The sequence below is a fragment of the Lagierella sp. genome (assembly GCF_029983815.1).
Classification (GTDB): domain Bacteria; phylum Bacillota; class Clostridia; order Tissierellales; family Peptoniphilaceae; genus Mediannikoviicoccus.
In genome coordinates this window covers 56,786-75,263 of record NZ_JASBYU010000004.1, presented here as the reverse complement: position 1 = coordinate 75,263, position 18,478 = coordinate 56,786, and the positions used below count along the sequence as shown (strand labels likewise).

At 32.8% G+C, this 18,478-nt stretch carries 18 protein-coding genes; all 18 read left to right on the top strand.

What is annotated here, in order from left to right:
* Positions 1-201 precede the first annotated feature (201 nt).
* Positions 202-1,302, top strand: a complete 1,101-nt coding sequence (gene dnaN, locus Q1K37_RS03165; RefSeq protein ID WP_300409289.1) for a DNA polymerase III subunit beta — start codon at positions 202-204, stop codon at positions 1,300-1,302.
* Positions 1,302-1,508: a S4 domain-containing protein YaaA gene (gene yaaA / locus Q1K37_RS03160; RefSeq protein WP_300409287.1), complete on the top strand. Its 207-nt coding sequence runs from the start codon at positions 1,302-1,304 to the stop codon at positions 1,506-1,508. Before dnaN ends, yaaA begins: the two co-directional genes overlap by 1 nt.
* 9 nt (positions 1,509-1,517) lie before the next feature.
* Complete coding sequence (gene recF, locus Q1K37_RS03155) at positions 1,518-2,633, top strand: DNA replication/repair protein RecF (protein WP_300409285.1); 1,116 nt, start codon at positions 1,518-1,520, stop codon at positions 2,631-2,633.
* Positions 2,634-2,644: 11 nt separating this feature from the next.
* A complete protein-coding gene (gene gyrB, locus Q1K37_RS03150) occupies positions 2,645-4,558 on the top strand; it encodes a DNA topoisomerase (ATP-hydrolyzing) subunit B (protein ID WP_300409283.1) in 1,914 nt (637 codons plus the stop codon).
* 11 nt (positions 4,559-4,569) lie between these two features.
* Positions 4,570-7,005 carry a DNA gyrase subunit A gene (gene gyrA / locus Q1K37_RS03145; protein ID WP_300409282.1) on the top strand — a complete coding sequence of 812 codons (2,436 nt, stop codon included), beginning with the start codon at positions 4,570-4,572 and terminating at the stop codon, positions 7,003-7,005.
* Between the two features lie 9 nt (positions 7,006-7,014).
* Positions 7,015-7,323 carry an STAS domain-containing protein gene (locus Q1K37_RS03140; protein ID WP_300409280.1) on the top strand — a complete coding sequence of 103 codons (309 nt, stop codon included), beginning with the start codon at positions 7,015-7,017 and terminating at the stop codon, positions 7,321-7,323.
* Positions 7,324-7,328: 5 nt separating this feature from the next.
* Entirely contained in the window at positions 7,329-7,676 is a 348-nt protein-coding gene (locus Q1K37_RS03135; protein ID WP_300409278.1) for an anti-sigma regulatory factor, read from the top strand.
* Positions 7,677-7,681: 5 nt separating this feature from the next.
* On the top strand, positions 7,682-8,464 hold the full coding sequence (locus tag Q1K37_RS03130; protein WP_300409276.1) for a SigB/SigF/SigG family RNA polymerase sigma factor: 783 nt from the start codon (positions 7,682-7,684) through the stop codon (positions 8,462-8,464).
* The gene (locus Q1K37_RS03125) at positions 8,454-9,485 is read left to right on the top strand and encodes a cell wall-binding repeat-containing protein (RefSeq protein WP_300409274.1); all 1,032 of its coding nucleotides are present in this window, start codon (positions 8,454-8,456) and stop codon (positions 9,483-9,485) included. Before Q1K37_RS03130 ends, Q1K37_RS03125 begins: the two co-directional genes overlap by 11 nt.
* A gap of 45 nt (positions 9,486-9,530) precedes the next feature.
* Positions 9,531-10,916, top strand: a complete 1,386-nt coding sequence (locus Q1K37_RS03120; RefSeq protein WP_300409272.1) for an aminopeptidase — start codon at positions 9,531-9,533, stop codon at positions 10,914-10,916.
* A gap of 188 nt (positions 10,917-11,104) precedes the next feature.
* Entirely contained in the window at positions 11,105-11,860 is a 756-nt protein-coding gene (locus tag Q1K37_RS03115) for an acyl-CoA dehydratase activase (RefSeq protein ID WP_300409270.1), read from the top strand.
* Complete coding sequence (locus tag Q1K37_RS03110) at positions 11,860-12,654, top strand: 2-hydroxyacyl-CoA dehydratase (RefSeq protein WP_300409268.1); 795 nt, start codon at positions 11,860-11,862, stop codon at positions 12,652-12,654. Before Q1K37_RS03115 ends, Q1K37_RS03110 begins: the two co-directional genes overlap by 1 nt.
* An 11-nt stretch (positions 12,655-12,665) precedes the next feature.
* A complete protein-coding gene (locus tag Q1K37_RS03105) occupies positions 12,666-13,949 on the top strand; it encodes a double-cubane-cluster-containing anaerobic reductase (RefSeq protein WP_300409266.1) in 1,284 nt (427 codons plus the stop codon).
* A 1-nt stretch (position 13,950) separates the two neighbouring features.
* Positions 13,951-14,202: a DUF3343 domain-containing protein gene (locus tag Q1K37_RS03100; protein ID WP_300409264.1), complete on the top strand. Its 252-nt coding sequence runs from the start codon at positions 13,951-13,953 to the stop codon at positions 14,200-14,202.
* Between the two features lie 857 nt (positions 14,203-15,059).
* Positions 15,060-15,878 (top strand): radical SAM protein, encoded by an 819-nt coding sequence (locus tag Q1K37_RS03095; protein ID WP_300409263.1) that lies wholly within the window; start codon positions 15,060-15,062, stop codon positions 15,876-15,878.
* A 105-nt stretch (positions 15,879-15,983) separates the two neighbouring features.
* On the top strand, positions 15,984-16,370 hold the full coding sequence (locus tag Q1K37_RS08315) for an SPASM domain-containing protein (RefSeq protein ID WP_366524079.1): 387 nt from the start codon (positions 15,984-15,986) through the stop codon (positions 16,368-16,370).
* 1 nt (position 16,371) lies between these two features.
* Complete coding sequence (locus Q1K37_RS03090; protein ID WP_300409261.1) at positions 16,372-16,827, top strand: hypothetical protein; 456 nt, start codon at positions 16,372-16,374, stop codon at positions 16,825-16,827.
* On the top strand, positions 16,808-18,442 hold the full coding sequence (locus Q1K37_RS03085; protein ID WP_300409259.1) for an ABC transporter ATP-binding protein: 1,635 nt from the start codon (positions 16,808-16,810) through the stop codon (positions 18,440-18,442). The genes Q1K37_RS03090 and Q1K37_RS03085 overlap by 20 nt, the downstream gene beginning before the upstream one ends.
* The last annotated feature ends 36 nt before the right edge of the window (positions 18,443-18,478 follow it).

Here is an 18,478-nt window from a genome sequence, read left to right as displayed (position 1 = left end):
AAATGTGGATAAGTTGGAAAATAATTATTTATTAATTTTTTTGTGGATAGTGTTGATAATTCAAGATTTATCAATAATCTATGCACAGGGATGTCAATAGGACAAAGGGCAATATTATGCTAATTACATTAGTTATCCACACTATTCACACCCCCTACTACGACTACTACTAATCTTTTACTATTATTGTTAGGAGAAAAAATGAAATTTGAAATCAACCAAAAAGAATTATTAAAACATATCAACATTGCCCAAAAGGCAATTTCTTCCAGAACTACATTACCTATATTGGAAGGAATATTATTTGAAGTTGAAGATAATAAATTGACTTTAAAGGCTACGGATTTGGAACTGGGAATTAAGACCAGTACAGGCTGTATGATGGAAGAAGAGGGAAAGATTGTTATAAATTCTTCAATGATTGGAAATATTGTAAGAAAACTACCGGATTCCACTATAAAGTTCAATATTACAGGTGAAAACATACAAATTAGATGTGCAAATTCAGAATTCAACCTTATAGGCTTTGATTCCTATGACTATCCGCCACTTCCTAAGGTGGATGTGGAAAAAAGCATCAAAATATCATCTGAGATAATGAAGGAAGCTATAAAAAATACGTCTTTTGCAGCTTCACTAGACGAATCTAGATCCTACTTGATGGGAGTTATGATAGAACTTGAAAAAGACTATTTAAACTTTGTGGCCCTAGATGGATTTAGAATTGCACTGATGAGATATAAAAGCGATAAGACTGAAGAGATAAAGGAAATTGTACCTTCAAGGTCTTTAAATGAATTGCAAAAGATTATGGAAGAGGATTCAGAAATCACTTTAAGTTTTGTAAAGAACAATATAGTCTTTGACCTAGGAGATACATTACTCTATTCAAGACTACTGGAAAGAAATTTCTTTGACTATAAAGATATCATCTTCACACCTTCAACTTCTAAGGTAAAGGTGGTAAAGAAAGAGTTTCAAGATGCTTTAGAGAGAGCTTCACTACTGGCTAGGGAAGAAAAGGCAAATTTAGTTAAAATTTCTATAACAGAAAACAATATCCATATCAGTTCAAATTCTGAGTTTGGAAATGTTTCTGAAAATATATTTTGTGAAAAAGAAGGAAATGATTTGGACATAGCCTTTAATGCAAAGTATTTATTAGATGGCTTAAAGGTTATTGAATCCGATGAGTGTGAACTAAACTTAACAGACAGTTTAAAACCTTGTATTATCCATCCTATAGATGAGGAAACGGACTATTCTTACTTGGTTTTACCTGTTAGATTGGGGAGACAATAATGGAAGTAATTGAGATAAGGACTGAATTTATTAAACTTGAACAATTGTTAAAGTTAGTCAACATAGCTTCTTCTGGCGGAATGGCCAAGGAGATAATCCAAAGTGAAGAGGTCTATGTAAACGGTGAAATAGAGACAAGACGTGGTAAAAAATTAAGACCTGGAGATAGGGTGACCTTTCAAGATATGACTTTTGAAATAAAATAGGTGGAAGTTTTGAAGATAAATAATTGTTATCTTTTGAATTTTAGAAATTTCAATAATTTGAATATAAGGTTTTTCGATAAAATCAATGTTATTACCGGAGGAAATGCTCAAGGTAAGACCAATATTCTAGAAGGTGTGTACTTTAGTGCCAAGGGAAAATCCTTCAAGTCCGTTAAAGAGTCGGATTTGATAAAGATAGATAAGAGGGAAAGTTTTATAAGAACAGATGTGGAATCAGATGGTCTGGAAGAAAAGATAGAACTAAAGCTTTCTAAGGATTCTTCAAAGGTAATTAGAATAAATGAAAATAAAGTTGATACTATGCAGGAGCTTAGAACTTTCTTTGACATAGTTACATTTATTCCCGAGGACATTAAGATAATCAAGGAGTCTAAAAGTTATAGACGAGATTTTATCGACGAAGTCATTATAGGACTTCTACCTGGTTACAATTCTCTTTTAATAAAATACAATAACATTCTCAACCAAAGAAATTATATTCTTAAGTATAAGAAACAGGGAAGGTATTTTAAGGAACAGATAAGAGCCTCAACTAAACAGCTAGCTCAAGAGGGAGCTAAGATAATGAGGATGAGGTCTAAATATATAGGCATAATAGAAGAATATGCAATAGAGATTCACAAGAGATTGACTAGTGAAAAAGAGATTATCTCCTTGGACTACAATGGTAAATCCAAGGATTATGACTATGATATAATAAAGAATTCACAGGTTTTATATTCCCAATTGGAAGAAAATTTAGATAGGGATTTAAACCTTGGTTTTACTTCTGTAGGCCCCCATAGAGATGATATCTCTATATTTGTAAACGATATGGATTCCAGGATTTTTCTATCCCAGGGCCAACAGAGAACTTTGACTTTATCATTGAAGTTATCTCAAATAAAGTTATATGACGATTTTAAGGAAGTTAGTCCAGTTATTTTATTGGATGATGTTTTTTCGGAACTGGACAGAGAAAGGACTAACTATCTATTGAATTCAATTAAAGACTATCAAAGTATTATCACTTCTACAGATGAATCCTTTTTACAGGATTATACTGATGAATATAGAGTTTTTGAGTTGATGGACAATGAATTAAAAGTAAAGAAATTTAGATGAGAGGAAAATATATGAGTCAAAATAGAAGTTATGGTGCAAGTAATATTAAGGTCTTGGAAGGACTTGAACCCGTAAGGTTAAGACCTGGGATGTACATTGGTTCTACAGGGCCTAAGGGCTTACACCACTTAGTTTACGAAGTTGTAGACAACAGTATTGACGAGGCTTTAGCAGGTGTCGCCGATACTATAAGCGTAATAATTTATGAGGACGGTTCAATTTCCGTAGAGGACAATGGTTCTGGTATTCCAGTAGAAAAACATCCTCAAACGGGAAAATCTACTTTGGAAACTGTACTTACAATACTTCATGCCGGTGGTAAATTTGACAATGGTGCCTATAAGGTGTCAGGAGGTTTACACGGTGTTGGGGTCTCTGTAGTAAATGCTCTTTCTACTTGGTTAAAGGCTACTGTAAAGAGAGAAGGTTATGTCTTTACTCAAGAGTTTAGCCGAGGAAAGGTAGAGTCTGAGATAAAAAAGGGCGAAAAGACGAAGGAGACAGGTACAAAGATACACTTTATGCCTGATGATGAAGTGTTTGAGACCGTAGTTTTCGAAAAGGAAGTCCTAATCAATAGATTTAGGGAGATGGCTTTTCTAAACAAGGGCATAAGGATAACCCTAGAGGACAGGAGAGATGGTACAAGTGTAGAATTTCACTATGAAGGTGGAATAAATTCCTTTGTGGAATATTTAAATAGAAATAAAAATGTACTACATGAAAAACCTATCTATATAACTGGAGAAAGGGAAAAGAGTTCTGTTGAAATTTCAATGCAGTACACGGATTCCTACTCTGAAAATGTTCTTCCCTTTGCAAATAACATCCATACTACAGAAGGTGGAACCCACTTAATAGGTTTTAGGACTGCTTTGACCAGGTCATTAAACGACTATGGAAGAAAGTATAATATAATAAAGGAAAAGGACAACAACCTTCAAGGTGACGATACTAGAGAGGGACTTACTGCCATAGTATCTATAAAACTTGCAAGTCCTCAGTTTGAAGGACAAACCAAGTCTAAGCTTGGTAACTCTGAATCCAGAGGAGATGTGGAGTCTACTCTATATGAGGGACTTTCCATATTTTTGGAAGAAAACCCATCTGTTGCAAAAATCATCATAGAAAAGGCACAGTCCTCTGCAAGGGCAAGGGAAGCTGCGAGAAAAGCAAGGGATTTGACTAGAAAGAAATCCATCTTAGACAATACTCCTCTTCCTGGTAAATTGGCGGACTGTATTGAAGGAGATATTTCAGTAAATGAAATATATCTTGTGGAGGGAGACTCAGCTGGTGGTTCTGCAAAGGGCGGTAGAGATAACAAATTTCAAGCCATACTTCCTTTGAGAGGTAAGATACTAAATGTGGAGAAGGCAAGACTTGACAGAGCTCTTAACTCCAATGAAATAAAGGCCATGATTACAGCATTTGGTACAGGTATTGGAGAGGAATTTGACATTTCTAAGCTTCGCTATGGAAAGATAATCATCATGACGGATGCGGATGTAGACGGTTCCCATATTAGAACCCTTCTACTAACCTTCTTCTTCAGATATATGAAGGATCTTATTCAACAGGGACATGTTTATATTGCACAACCTCCTCTATATGGAATCATAAGGGGAACCAAGGTCATAAGATATTGTTACACTGAACAGGAGCTTGAAACTTCCTTAGATGAACTGGGAAGGGGATCAAACTTAAAGGTTCAAAGGTACAAGGGTCTTGGAGAGATGAACGCGGAACAACTTTGGGAAACCACTATGAATCCTGAAAATAGGGTTTTACTAAAGGTCAACATTGACCAAGAGGATCTTCCAGAGGTTGATGAAACCTTTAACATACTTATGGGAGACAAGGTTCAACCTAGGAGAGAGTTCATTGAAGAAAATGCAGTTTATGCTGAAAACATTGACGCCTAGGAGGTGGTAGAATGAGTGAATTAATAAAAGATCATGATAATGTTATAGATGTTAATATAGATAAAGAAATGCGTAAATCCTACTTGGACTATTCCATGAGTGTAATAGTTTCAAGGGCTTTGCCAGATGTTAGGGACGGTTTAAAACCTGTTCATAGAAGGATTATATACTCCATGCAACAGCAGGGACTTTTTCCCGACAGAGGCTACACTAAGTCTGCAAGACTTGTTGGGGATGTTATGGGTAAATTTCACCCCCATGGAGACTCTGCAATCTATGATGCGGTTGTAAGACTTGCCCAGGATTTTAATATGAGATATCCTCTTGTTCAAGGTCAAGGTAACTTTGGTTCAATTGACGGAGACGGTGCAGCTGCCCCAAGGTATACCGAGCTTAGAATGAACAAGCTATGTCTTGAAATGTTAAGGGATATAAATAAGGAAACCGTAGATTTCAAAGAAAACTATGATGGTAGAGAACTGGAACCAGTGGTTTTACCATCTCGATTTCCAAACCTACTTGTAAATGGATCTTCAGGTATTGCAGTAGGTATGGCTACGAATATGGCTCCTCATAATCTAAGAGAGGTAATCGATGGAATAGTTGCCTATGTGGACAATAGGGACATTTCAGTTGAGGAACTTAGGGAGCATATAAAGGGACCAGACTTTCCTACCGGTGGTCATATTATGGGTAAACAGGGAATTTCCGACGCCTATAATACCGGAAGGGGTAAGGTGATTTTAAGGGCAGTAGCTGAAATACAGGAGTATAAGAAAAAAGAGAGAATCGTAATCACCGAAATTCCTTATCAGGTAAACAAGTCCAATTTGATTATTAAGATTGCAGAACTGGTTAAGGAAAAGAGAATTGAAGGCATTTCCGATTTAAGGGACGAATCCGATAGAAAAGGTCTTAGAATCGTAATAGAATTAAAGAGGGATGCAAACGCTCAAATTGTCCTTAATAACCTCTATAAATATACTCAGATGCAGGTAACTTTTGGTATCATCAACCTTGCTTTAGTTAAGGGAGTACCAAGGGTTTTAAATTTAAAACAGCTTATTAAATACTATGTTGAACATCAAGAAGAAGTAATTACTAGAAGAACTCAGTTCGACTTGAAGAAGGCAAAGGACAGAGCTCATATTGTGGAAGGGCTTTTAAAAGCAATTGACAATATTGACGAAATCATAAAGATAATCAGGGAATCCTATTCTGATGCTTTAGAAAGACTTATGGAGAGATTTGGATTTTCTGAAGTTCAAGCCCAATCTATTTTGGATATGAGACTTAGAAGGCTTCAAGGTTTGGAAAGGGAAAAGCTTCAAAATGAGTATAAGGACCTAATCCAAGAAATTGCAAGACTTGAAGAGATTTTAGCAAATAGAAACCTACTTCTTGATATAATAAAGACAGAACTAAATGAAATAAAAGATAGATATGATGACAAGAGAAGAACTAAGATAAAGGCAAGCTATGACGAAATCGACATAGAAGAGCTTATAGAAGAGGAAGATGTTCTAATCACTGTAACCAAACATGGATATGTAAAGAGGACTCCTACAGATACCTACAGGGTTCAAAATCGTGGAGGAAAGGGAGTTTTAGGTCTTAACTTAAAGGACGGAGACTATGTGGATTCGCTATTTGTAACATCAACTCATAGCAGTATTGCATTCTTTACAAATAGGGGAAGGGTCTACACTCTTAAGGCCTACGAAATACCTGAGGGCAGTAGACAGGCACGTGGTCAGGCTCTTGTAAACCTAATTCAAATATCCAAGGGCGAAATCGTCCAAGCCGCCATACCTTTTGAAGAGGGAGAGGACAACCACTATCTTTTAATGGCGACAAAATCAGGTATAATTAAAAAGACGAAGGTTAGTCTATTTAAGAACTTGAGAAAGTCTGGACTTATAGCTATAGTCTTAAAAGATGATGATGAACTCATCTCTGTAAGATATGTTGGAAAAGAAGAAGAGGCTATGATCATTACTAAGAAAGGTCTAAGTATAAGGTTCAGTGTTAAAAATATTAGACCGATTGGTAGATCAGCTCAAGGTGTAAAGGGAATTTCCTTAAATAAAGACGATGAAGCTGTGGCTATGGATATCGTCGAAGACAATAACTATCTACTTGTAGTATCTGAAAATGGATATGGTAAAAAGACCCTTATTGAAAAATACAAGGTTCAAAACCGTGGTGGTAAGGGTGTTAAGACCTATAAGATCTCCAAGAGAACCGGTGATATAGTTTCTGGTAAACTGGTTAAGATGGACGATGAAATCATTCTGATGTCAGCAAAGGGAGATGTTATAAGGCTTTCTGTAAGACAGGTATCCACCAAGGGTAGAGATACTATGGGTGTAAAGATAAGAGAAGTTAACAATGATGGTGATAAAATAGTTGCAGCAGCAAAATATATTGAAGAGATACAAGCATAGGAGGTACTTATGGGTTTAAATTACAATATAGTTGATGAACAAGATGTCATAAAAATTTCCCTAGAGGGGGATTTGGACGCTTATTCAAGTGATGACTTTAAAGAAGCGGTTTTAAACGCTTTATCAGATCCTAAGGATATTGAACTTAATGCAACAAAGTTAGACTTTATAGACTCTACAGGTCTAGGAAGTCTAATCAGTATCTATAATAGTATCAAGGAACAAAATAAGAATATCAGTATCGAAGGTATTAAACCTAATGTTAAACAGATATTTGAAATTACTGAACTAAATAAGCTGTTTAACATCAAGGAGTAGATAGTATGAAAAAGTATTATTTATCTTTTGAGAATACACCAGAAAACTTTTCTTTGGCAAGACTGACTGTTTCCTTTATTGCAAATAGTATAGGTTTTAATATAGAAGAGGTTGAAGATATTAAAGTTTCCATAAGTGAGGCTTTGAATCTTCAACTTGGAATTTCAAAGGAAGTTAAGATAGTATTTTATTCAATGGAAAACAGACTTGAAATTGATGTAATCGCCTTAGATCCTCATTTAGATAGAGAAGGAGAATCAAATAAATTTGCAAAGATTATTTTAGAAACTCTTATGGATGAAGTTAAAATCGAGGAAGGTATAATTAAAATTAGTAAAACACTTAAGGATTAGATACTATGACCATGAATAAGAACCAACTGAAAAATTCTGATACAAAGGAGTTATTCGAAGAATACGATAAAACCAGGGATATGGATATAAGAGAAGAGCTGATTAAAAGGCATCTCTACATTGCTGAAATACTTGCAAAAAAATATACCAATAGGGGTATAGAATTTGACGACCTTATGCAGGTAGCAAGCCTTGGTTTGATTTTGGCTATAGACCGTTTTGACGTTTCCAAAGGATTTGAGTTTTCAAGCTATGTTACTCCTACAATCGTAGGGGAAATAAAGAAGTACTTTAGAGACAAGGGCTGGGTTATTCGAGTTCCTAGAAGAATACAGGAGATGTCCAAGAAGGTTAACACCGCCAAAGTACAATTGTCCCAAAATCTTCAAAAGACTCCTACTATTGGAGACATTGCAGACTATTTAGCGGTGACAGAAGAAGAAGTTATCGAAGCGATTGAGGGAAGTAAGGTCTACTCTCCATCCTCATTAGAAATAACCTATGACTCTCAAAATGAAGACAAAGAGGTAAATCTGCAAGATTTAATTGGAGTAATTGACGAGGACTATGAAAAAGTTGAGTTAAAAGATTTAATCGATAGGGTAATGCAAAGATTAAATAAACTGGAAAGACAGATAATTATAGAAAGATATTTTGAAAAGAAAACCCAAATTTCCATAGCTAAATCTTTAAATATTAGTCAAATGTCAGTATCTCGTGTAGAGAAAAAGGCTTTGGAAAAGTTTAGAGAAGAATTCGAAAAGGATGGAAGGTTAGATGAAGAATAAAATCATTGGTCTTTTAACTATTTTTTGTTTGTTGATTTTGCCAAGCACTTCCTTGGCTAAAGGAAAGGTATATCTCTATAGGATTTCTGAAAAGAGTAGATTTGGAACTTCTGTAGAGACCAGTAAGGTAGCCTATAAAAAGACAATTAATGCAGTTTTAGTAAGTGGAGACAACTTTGCAGATGGTTTGGCAGGAGGAGTTTTAGGTTCAGTTTTAAATGGACCAGTTCTCTTGACCAATAAGGACAAAGTTCCCCAAGTGGTATTGGATGAATTGAAGAGATTGCAGGTTAAAAATGTCTATATAGTTGGAGGTAACAGTTCTGTTTCAGACAAGGTAATAAAGGAATTATCGAATTATAAGGTTAAGAGAATAAAGGGTAAAAACCGTATAGAGACTGCATCAAATGTTGCAATTTACATTAAAAACTCTGGTTTACCATATGATAAGAGATACTTTGCCCTTGCAAATGGAAATGTCTTTGCAGACTCCCTTTCTGTAAGTGGGTACTTAGCAACCACAAGAATACCTTTATTGTTGACAAATGGAAAGGACATGGAAAAGAGTAACCTGGACTATGTTTCATTAGCAAAGAGTACCAAGGCGATTTTAGTTGGAGGTAATTCATCTGTCAACCCATCCATCCTTTCAAATAACGACCTTTTGAAGAATATAGATAAAACCATTTTTTCAGGAAGGGACAGATATCTAACATCTTTAGAGGTTGCAAAAAAAGGATTTAACGATGTTCGAACCGTTATACTGGTAAGTGGAGAAGATTTTCCCGATGCCCTTTCAGCATCAAATGTGGCCAAGTATGTAAGTGGTCCAATTTTACTTACTTCTTCCACCGGTATAAACAAGGATATCGTAGACTATATAAAAGGTGGAGACATCACTAGACTTATAGTGGTGGGAGGTAGTAATAGAGTACCTAATAAATTGTTAGAAGTAATCAATAAGGATCAGATAAGGGGACCAGAAGAAATTGGTAATCCAAATGAAGATCCTGTAGGTTAAAGGATAATTTATAAAAGCAGAGAATTTATAGAAAGAGGGATAGCGATGGAATTAAAATATGAAAGAAAAAATATTTGGACAAATTCATCCAAAGAAGAAATCGACAAGATTTTTGAATATTCAGAAAGGTATAAAGCTTTCTTAGACAATGCTAAAATTGAAAGGGAAGCAACTGCTACAATTATAAAAAAAGCAGAAGAAAATGGATATATCAGCTTAGAAGAAGCGCTTAAAAATAAGATAAAAAAAGGCGACAAAATCTATTTAAACAATAAAAACAAATCCGTCGTTATGATGGTAATGGGAAATGATATCACTGAAGGAATGAATATATTAGGATCTCACTTGGATTCACCAAGACTTGATTTAAAACAAAATCCTATATTTGAAGAGGGCCATTTAGGCTATTTCAAAACCCATTACTATGGTGGAGTAAAGAAATATCAATGGACTACAATACCACTGGCATTACATGGAATTATTATCACTAGAGATGGTAAGACCTTGAACTTGGCAATAGGCGAAAAGGAAGATGATCCAATCTTCTACATTACAGACCTTCTAATCCACTTGGCTAAAGACCAAAGAAAGAAGAGTATGGACGATGGTGTTACCGGTGAACAATTAAATATTATTATCGGACACAACTCCTATAGTGCTAAAGACGATGCTAAAAATCCAATTAAAGACAATATATTAGAATATTTGAATAAGGAATATGGAATAAAAGAAGAGGACTTCCTTGTTGCAGAACTTACAGCAGTACCTGCAGGTAAGGCTAGAGATGTTGGATTTGACAGATCCCTTATAGCTTCCTACGGACATGATGACAAAGTTTGTGCCTATGCATCTTTAGAAGCTATTTTAAAGGTTGAAAATCCTGAAAAGACTGCAGTTTCATTATTTGTAGACAAGGAAGAAATAGGCTCAGTGGGTAATGCGTCCATGGGGGCAAACTTCTTCCACAATATGGTTGCTGAAATTCTAAACAATCAAGTAGATAACTATTCAGACCTTTTGGTAAGAAGAGCTTTTGCAAACTCAAAAGTACTTTCAGCAGACGTTTCCCCTGCCTTTGATCCAAGTTTCCCAGAGGTTACAGAAAAGAACAATGTGGCCCTAGTAGGACATGGAGTTAACCTTTCAAAGTATACAGGTGCCGGCGGAAAATTTGGTTCAAATGATGCAAACTCAGAATTTTTACAAGAACTTAGAGTTTTATTTGATGAAAATGAAGTGGTTTGGCAAACAGGAGAACTTGGAAAGGTTGACCAAGGTGGCGGTGGAACAATCGCATTTATATTGGCAGCATTTGGAGCTGAAGTTGTAGACATAGGAACAGCAATGCTTTCAATGCACGCACCAATAGAACTACTTTCCAAGGCCGATGCTTATATGACTTCAAAAGCATATGAAGTATTTGTAAAATAGAATAAGACATAGTTCAAGCACTCTTAAAGAGTGCTTGAATACTGTTTAATTTTATAGATGTTGAGAGTAAAATTTTGATAATCTAGAAGGATAAATTTAATAAAAGTAAAATTAGGCACTATTTATATAGTAAACTAATAAATTGGTAATTAAATCTTTTTAATGATATAATTTGAAGGGTGATAGAAATGTACAATGTGGGAATCGATATAGGTTCAACTGCATCAAAAGTAGTTGTAATGGATGATTCTAAGGAGAAAATAATCTACAAAAAGGTTATGCCTACAGGTTGGAGTTCTGTAGAGACCAGTAAGAATATAAAAGAGTGGCTTGAGTCAAAGGGAATTGACGAAGACAATAGTAAAGTTGTAGCCACAGGATATGGTAGGGTTTCCGTACCCTTTAGTGACAAAGTGATTACGGAGATTACATGTCATGGAAAAGGTGCAAGTTACTTTCATGACGGGGACATGACCGTAATAGATATTGGAGGACAGGACACCAAGGTTATAAGATTTAAAGATAATTTGGTAGATGACTTCATCATGAATGACAAATGTTCCGCTGGAACCGGTAAGTTTTTGGAGGTTATGGCAAGTAGACTGGGAGTGGATTTGGATGAGATGTTCGAACTTGCAAAAAAGGGCAAGGACATTAAGATATCCTCCATGTGTACCGTATTTGCAGAAACTGAAATAATCTCATTGATTGGTAAAGGAACTCCAAAGGAAGACATTGCCTGTGGTGTAATTCATTCTATAATCAACAAAGTACTCACCTTGGTAAATAGAGTACCAAAATCCGACTATTACTTTTTAACTGGAGGTTTTTCAGGAAATTCCTATATGGTGGAAAAACTGTCACAGCTACTGGGAGTAAAGGTGGAAACTGACGAAGATGCCAGATTTGCAGGGGCAATTGGCGCTGCCATGTTAGCAAAATAATGGATTACTTAGACATTAGAAAAAACGCCTATATTGACGCAATCACTTTAAGTGAAACTGGTAAAGTTGTTTCACTATGGGGGAGGGTGCCCTGGGAGATTGTTGAAAGTTTTGGATTTAAAGCAATTTACTCCTATGGGATTGATAAAGATGTAACAATAGATTATGATGATAACAATTACTGTGACATGTTAAACTCATCCTTTGCCTATTTGGAACTGGGGAAATGTCCTTTTATGTTCTCTTCTAAGTTTTTCATAGTGGATGACTATTGTAAAGTACGTTATGAAAAATTAAAAGAAAAGACGGAAAAAGAAGTCTATATATATAAAGAAAATGATTATAAGTCTTTGATAAAATTTTTAGAAGAAAAGTCAGGGAAGGCTTTTAATAGGGAATTGTTTGATGAATTGGTGGAAAAATCCAAAGAGATTTCTAAACTCATATGCAAGCTTAGAAAATGTGATGTAGACGAAAAAAGAATCTATGAAGTGGAGTACTTTTCAAAGTTTATTTTTGATATAAATAAGAGAATTGACTTTATTAAAAGTCATATAGATGACACCCAAAGGGATAAAGATACGGTTAAAATCCAGGCGGGGGCTGGAATCTATAAAAAAATTAGTGGTTTAGTCAAAGAAGGCTATTTTTGTGAAGGGGAATACCAGGATATTTTTACAAAAGAGGGGTTTGAATTCATTGAAGAAAAATACAAGGAATTTGAACTTATACCGGATTTGGTAATAAACAATTGTAGCCTATTTGATATGAAAAATAAATACATAAGTTATTAAGGGGGATTAAAATGGCAGATTACAGAGAAATGTGGGACGAACTTGGAATGGATGTTGAAGAACATGACGTTTTATGCGAAGTTTTACCACAAGCCTTTGGAGATGTTTACTTATCACAGGAAAATAGACCTGAAAAAATGGACTATTTCAACATGGTTGTTGCAGAAATTCATGGAATTAGACCTGCAGAACTTATCGAATTTCAAAAAAAGGGTGGAAAGGTAGTAGGAACTTTCTGTATCCACGTTCCAGACGAAGTGGTTTTTGGATGTGGCGCAATTAACACAGGACTATGTTCCGGATCCCAATTCTGGGTACCAGGAGGAGAAAAATACCTTCCTACAGCAACTTGTCCACTTATAAAGGCATCATTAGGTGCGAGATTTGAAAAAACTTGCCCATTCTTTAGAATTGCGGACCTATTTGTAGGAGAAACTACCTGCGATGGAAAGAAAAAGGCATGGGAAATCCTATCTCAAGATGCACCAATGTACATCTTTGACCTACCTCAAATGAAGAGGGATAAGGACGTGGAATTTTTCAAGGACGAAGTTTATAGATATATTGACAGAATCGAAGAATTAACTGGAAATAAGTTGACTGCAGAATCACTTCATGATGCCATCGTTCTACTTAACAATAAGAGAAAGGCGATGCAAAGACTTTGGGAATTCCGTAAATTAGATAATGTACCTATAAGTGGTAAGGACTGTCTACTTATTTCACAAATTGCATTCTATGACGACCCTACAAGATTTGCACAAAAAGTAAACGAACTTTGTGATGAATTGGATAAGAGAAAAGAAGAAAATGTAAGTGTATATCAAAAGGGCGCTACAAGACTTATGCTTACAGGAACACCACTTTCAATACCTAACTGGAAATTACATCATATTATTGAATCCAGTGGAGCTGCAGTGGTTTGTGAAGAGATGTGCACAGGTTCAAGATACTTCGAACTTACAGTAGATGAATCAGGAGAAACCATTGACGAAATGGTTGACCACTTAACCGATAGATATATGAAGGGAATCAACTGTGCTTGTTATACACCAAATAAAGAAAGAGTTGACGATATCATAAGACTTGCAAAAGAATATAATGTCGATGGGGTAATTGATGTTAACCTTAAATTCTGCAATATCTATGATACCGAAGGTCATATTGTAGAAAAAGAACTAAAAGAACACAATATACCAGTTCTTGGAATTGAAACTGACTACACAGACGAAGACAGTGAACAATTAAAGACTAGAATAGAAGCCTTCGTAGAAATGATTGAAAATGGAAAATAAAATGAACTACATCTTATTTGAAGATGTAGAAAATGGAAAAAAACTCTATGACTTAATAAAAGAAAATTCTATTAAGGCCACCATAGCGCCTACACCAAGAGTTTTGGACAAATGCTGTGGTATCTCAATTCTCTATGACAATATTGAAGATAAAGAAAAAATTGAAGATATAATTAGAGAAAATGACATTGTAATTAAAGGATTTCACCAAATAGAAAGAGATATCAATCCTAATAGAATGAAATTTTTATAAGTTTGTAAATGGCTTTAGTTTATTTAATATGGCTCTACAGAATCCATTGGGGGATGCTAACATCTATAGTTGGCATCTCCTCTTAATTATACATCATTATTCACTACCTCCTTTTTAGTTGTGATGACTATATTTTAGGTGATTTGTAGAGTAAGTGCAATTTTTTTGTGATTAAAAACTGTTGAGGTCGCATGATTATTCATACCCAACAGATTCTGTTGTACCTTTAATATTTATACTAAAGCCTTTTTAAATCAGTTTATTAATCAATAATCTTCCATTTATTATACTAAACAAATTAAGTCCAGTACATAGTTATACATCTTATTATTAAATAAAAACACTTTATAAATATACTTATTAACTGCGTTCGTTTTCAGATCTTAATTTCAATAAACATTTATTTATAATTCTACATTAGAATGATAAAATTCTTATTCAATAATTTTTCAGCAGTAAGTGATTAAACTAAAAAAAGCTTGACATATTTAAATAAATGTGTTAATATATCAAAAAATATAAAAGGAGGAAAAAAAAATAGCAAAAAAAGCAAAGAAGAAAAAAAGGTTTTCCGTAATTAGAATTTTGGGAGAACATGGACATGGTCATTGGCACTCCTCACCAGTAAAAACAACACCATATTAATTTACAGTATATTTGCTCTATGAGCACATGAAGGCTCAATAATAATAGATTATGTTCAGAATGAAAGAAACAGACAAATATCAAGTTGTGTAGTATAAGATATAAGAGGACTAACTAAATAAAAGTAATTATATTGAGCCTTTCATGTTACTGAATATATTAAAACAATTTAATAGTGATAAAAATAAAATGTTAAAGAGGAGACGATTAACTTGAACAAAACAAAAATAGAAGGAATATACTATAAAATAAAAGATGATAAAATACTTATTGTTGATTCTTTGAAAGGCAAATGGAAAATTGAAAGGATTAATTCAAAATACGACAATGCTATTGACGAAATCTTGACAAATAGCTTCATAAACTCTGTTGGAAATATTGAAAAGCCAAGTCTAAATAATTTTAATTTGCTTATAGTTGATACAACTGATTTATGTAATTTAAGGTGCAAATACTGTTCTATGAATGCAACTAATACTGGTAGAAGACTTAAAGAAAATGAATTCTATATTGCTTTTGATGAGTTTTTGAAACTTCCAAATATTTCCGAATTTTTAACAATTGAATTTTCTGGAGGGGAACCTCTTATGAATTTTAAATTTATTCATAATGTAGTTCCTATAATTTTATCAAAAGCGGGGAAACATAATATAAATATAAATTTTTCGATACAAACTAATGGGACTTTATTTAATGATAATATATTAGACTTCATAAAAAAATATAATTTTTCTGTTGGAATTAGTATTGATGGGTTCAAGAAATGGAATAATCATAGAGTGTTTGGAAACAATGTTGAAGCTTACGACAAAATAATGAACGGTATAAATTCATTAAAAAATAAATCAATACCATTTAGTGTTTTAGGTGTAATTACAAATTATGAGCAATATGATAGTTATTTACAATTTGTTTATGAGAATGATATAAATTATTTCAGATTAAACACATTAGCAAATATTGGAAGAAGTGAGAATCTTAATCTTTCAAAGAACAATATTCAAAAATTATATGATAAATATGCGAAATAGTATTTAAAATTAGCAAAAAATCTAATATTAAACTCAAAATATAAAAACTTTAAAGAAGCTAATTTAACAAACTTTTTATGGAGTTTACTAGAATGGCAACCACATATGTGTTTCAGAAATCCTTGTGGTGCTGGGAAAAATCAATTACATTTATCTGCTTATGGTGAATTTTTTCCATGTCAAGATTGGAAATCAATCAATGATTATAAAATATGCGATATCTTTAACATTAAACATTCATTAAATTCACATATCAAAAATCATTATAGGTGTCAATTATTAACTAAAAAGAATTATGAAAATAATAAGGAAATGTGCAAGGATTGTGAATGGATTGCATATTGTGGAACATGTCCAAGAGAAATATATACTCATAAAAAGAATGAAAAAAAAATTGGATTATGTTTATTTAATAATCTAGTATACGAGGAATTATGTTGGTTGATTTATAAAAATGAAAATGATGTCTTGAAATATTTAGAGGTTAATTAAATTGATTAAATGCTTTAAAAATAAAAGATTTGAAAATAGTATTAATAGCAATACAAAATCTAATGAATGTTACTATATTATACGAAAATATACACGATATTTTAACAACTCTCTTGCTATAAAAAATAATAAAATAAACAAACTAATATACAAACTAATAAATAAAATAAGAGTATATCATAAAGTGAAATTGCCAAACATTAATATAACATTAACTGATTCCATATTAGGAAAAGCTAAAAATAATAAGCCATTAACAGGAATTTCATTTTTAAAAAGTGGAGAGTTACATATTATATTGAATAAAAACATAAATCTAGAGCAAGATTTAATTCATGAAGTATTACATTATTACGTATATGTCAATAAAGCCGAATTATCATTTAAACAACAAGAAAAATTGGTTTGCAAATTAACTAAAGATTTTTTAAAAACAGGTGATATTAAAATTGATTAGAATTGAACAAACATGTAAAAAATGGATAAAAAATAATGGATTCTCGTACTTTTTATTAACTTTGGTTTGTGTGCTAAGTGAATGTTCCTTTGTTTTGTTTATGTGGATTTTGGGGAAATATTTTGAATTTTTACAGACCAATTCAAAAATTATTTTATTTAGTTATAGGATAACGATATCAGGATTATATATGATAATATGCTTGCTACTTATAACTTATATTGCTTCATCCATTATTTTCAAACACTTAAATTTTAAGCTGTCTAATAAAAATATGATTTTTCTGGAGTCGCAAGTACTTGAACGGTTATTAGACAAAAAATATGAGAGCATATGTTATAGAAATAAAATTGAATTAGCTCAACAGATAAATAATGACTGTGTCATAGTTTCAGACTTTATCATCGAAAAAATACCTACTTTATTAGTAAAAACTTTTAAATTGATTTTATTACTTGTTTTACTAAGTACAATATCCTTTGAAATATTTGTTACGGTACTTTTAACCAATTTACTTTTTGTAATCCTATACTTGATTACAAGAAAAAGGTATAAAGAATTAAATATCATCTTAAATGAAAAGCGTATGAATTATTTTGGAGTACTTGGTGGGGAATTATTAAATATTTTTCTTGTAAAAGTTAATGTGTGGAATAAAAAAACTATTTCAAAGTTTGATAAAGTAGGGGATGAATTTGTAGAATCATCAGTGAAGTTTTTAAATATCGACAATATCATAAACAACATGTTTTTTATGATCTCTACAATAATGTCCATAATAGTTCCTTTTGTTTATATTAGAACCAGGGAAAAAATCATATATCTGATTATTGTTATATTCATCATCAATATTTACTATCCTACTTGTGATTGCATTTTCCAAATTATAAAAAACTTCAGTGTTTTTGATAATGCAAAAATTAGAATTAATAGATTGTTCAAATTGGAAGATGAAAAGATAGGATTGACAAAATTAAAAGAAAGCATTTCTCAAATAAAAAGTACTAATCTTATTTATAAGTACGAAGCCGCTGATAAACCAATTATAAGAGATTTTGATTTTAATTTAAAGAAGGGAAAGCTATATCTAGTAAAGGGAGAAAATGGATCTGGTAAATCTACTTTTTTAAAAATTCTGATGGGAATTTTATACTCAGAAGACACGAAATTCTATGTAAATAATATTCCATCATCTGAAATTGATTTTAAATTTTTAAGAAAAGAGCGTATTTCTTATTGCGAGCAAGAGCCATATATCATTACCGGTACATTCAAAGAAAATATACTATATAATTCAAGCATGAAGGACTTAGATAAATATAGGGAGTTTGTAACTAACTTATTTGATCATTTGAAGATTAAAGAAGACACAATTCTATATGAGACAAACTTGTCTGGTGGAGAGAAACAAAAAATTTCAATTCTTAGAACTTTATATAAAGATGCTGACATGTATATCTTTGATGAGCCTACTGCATCCTTAGATTTTCAGTCCGGCAAAAGATTAAAAAAAATCATTGAAGAATTATTAAAAGAAAATAAATTGGTAATTATTATCTCCCATGATGATACATTTGATGATTTGACTACTGAAATCATTGAGTTTAGTAAATAAAACAACAATCATAACAAAACCCCCGAAGGTTTAACC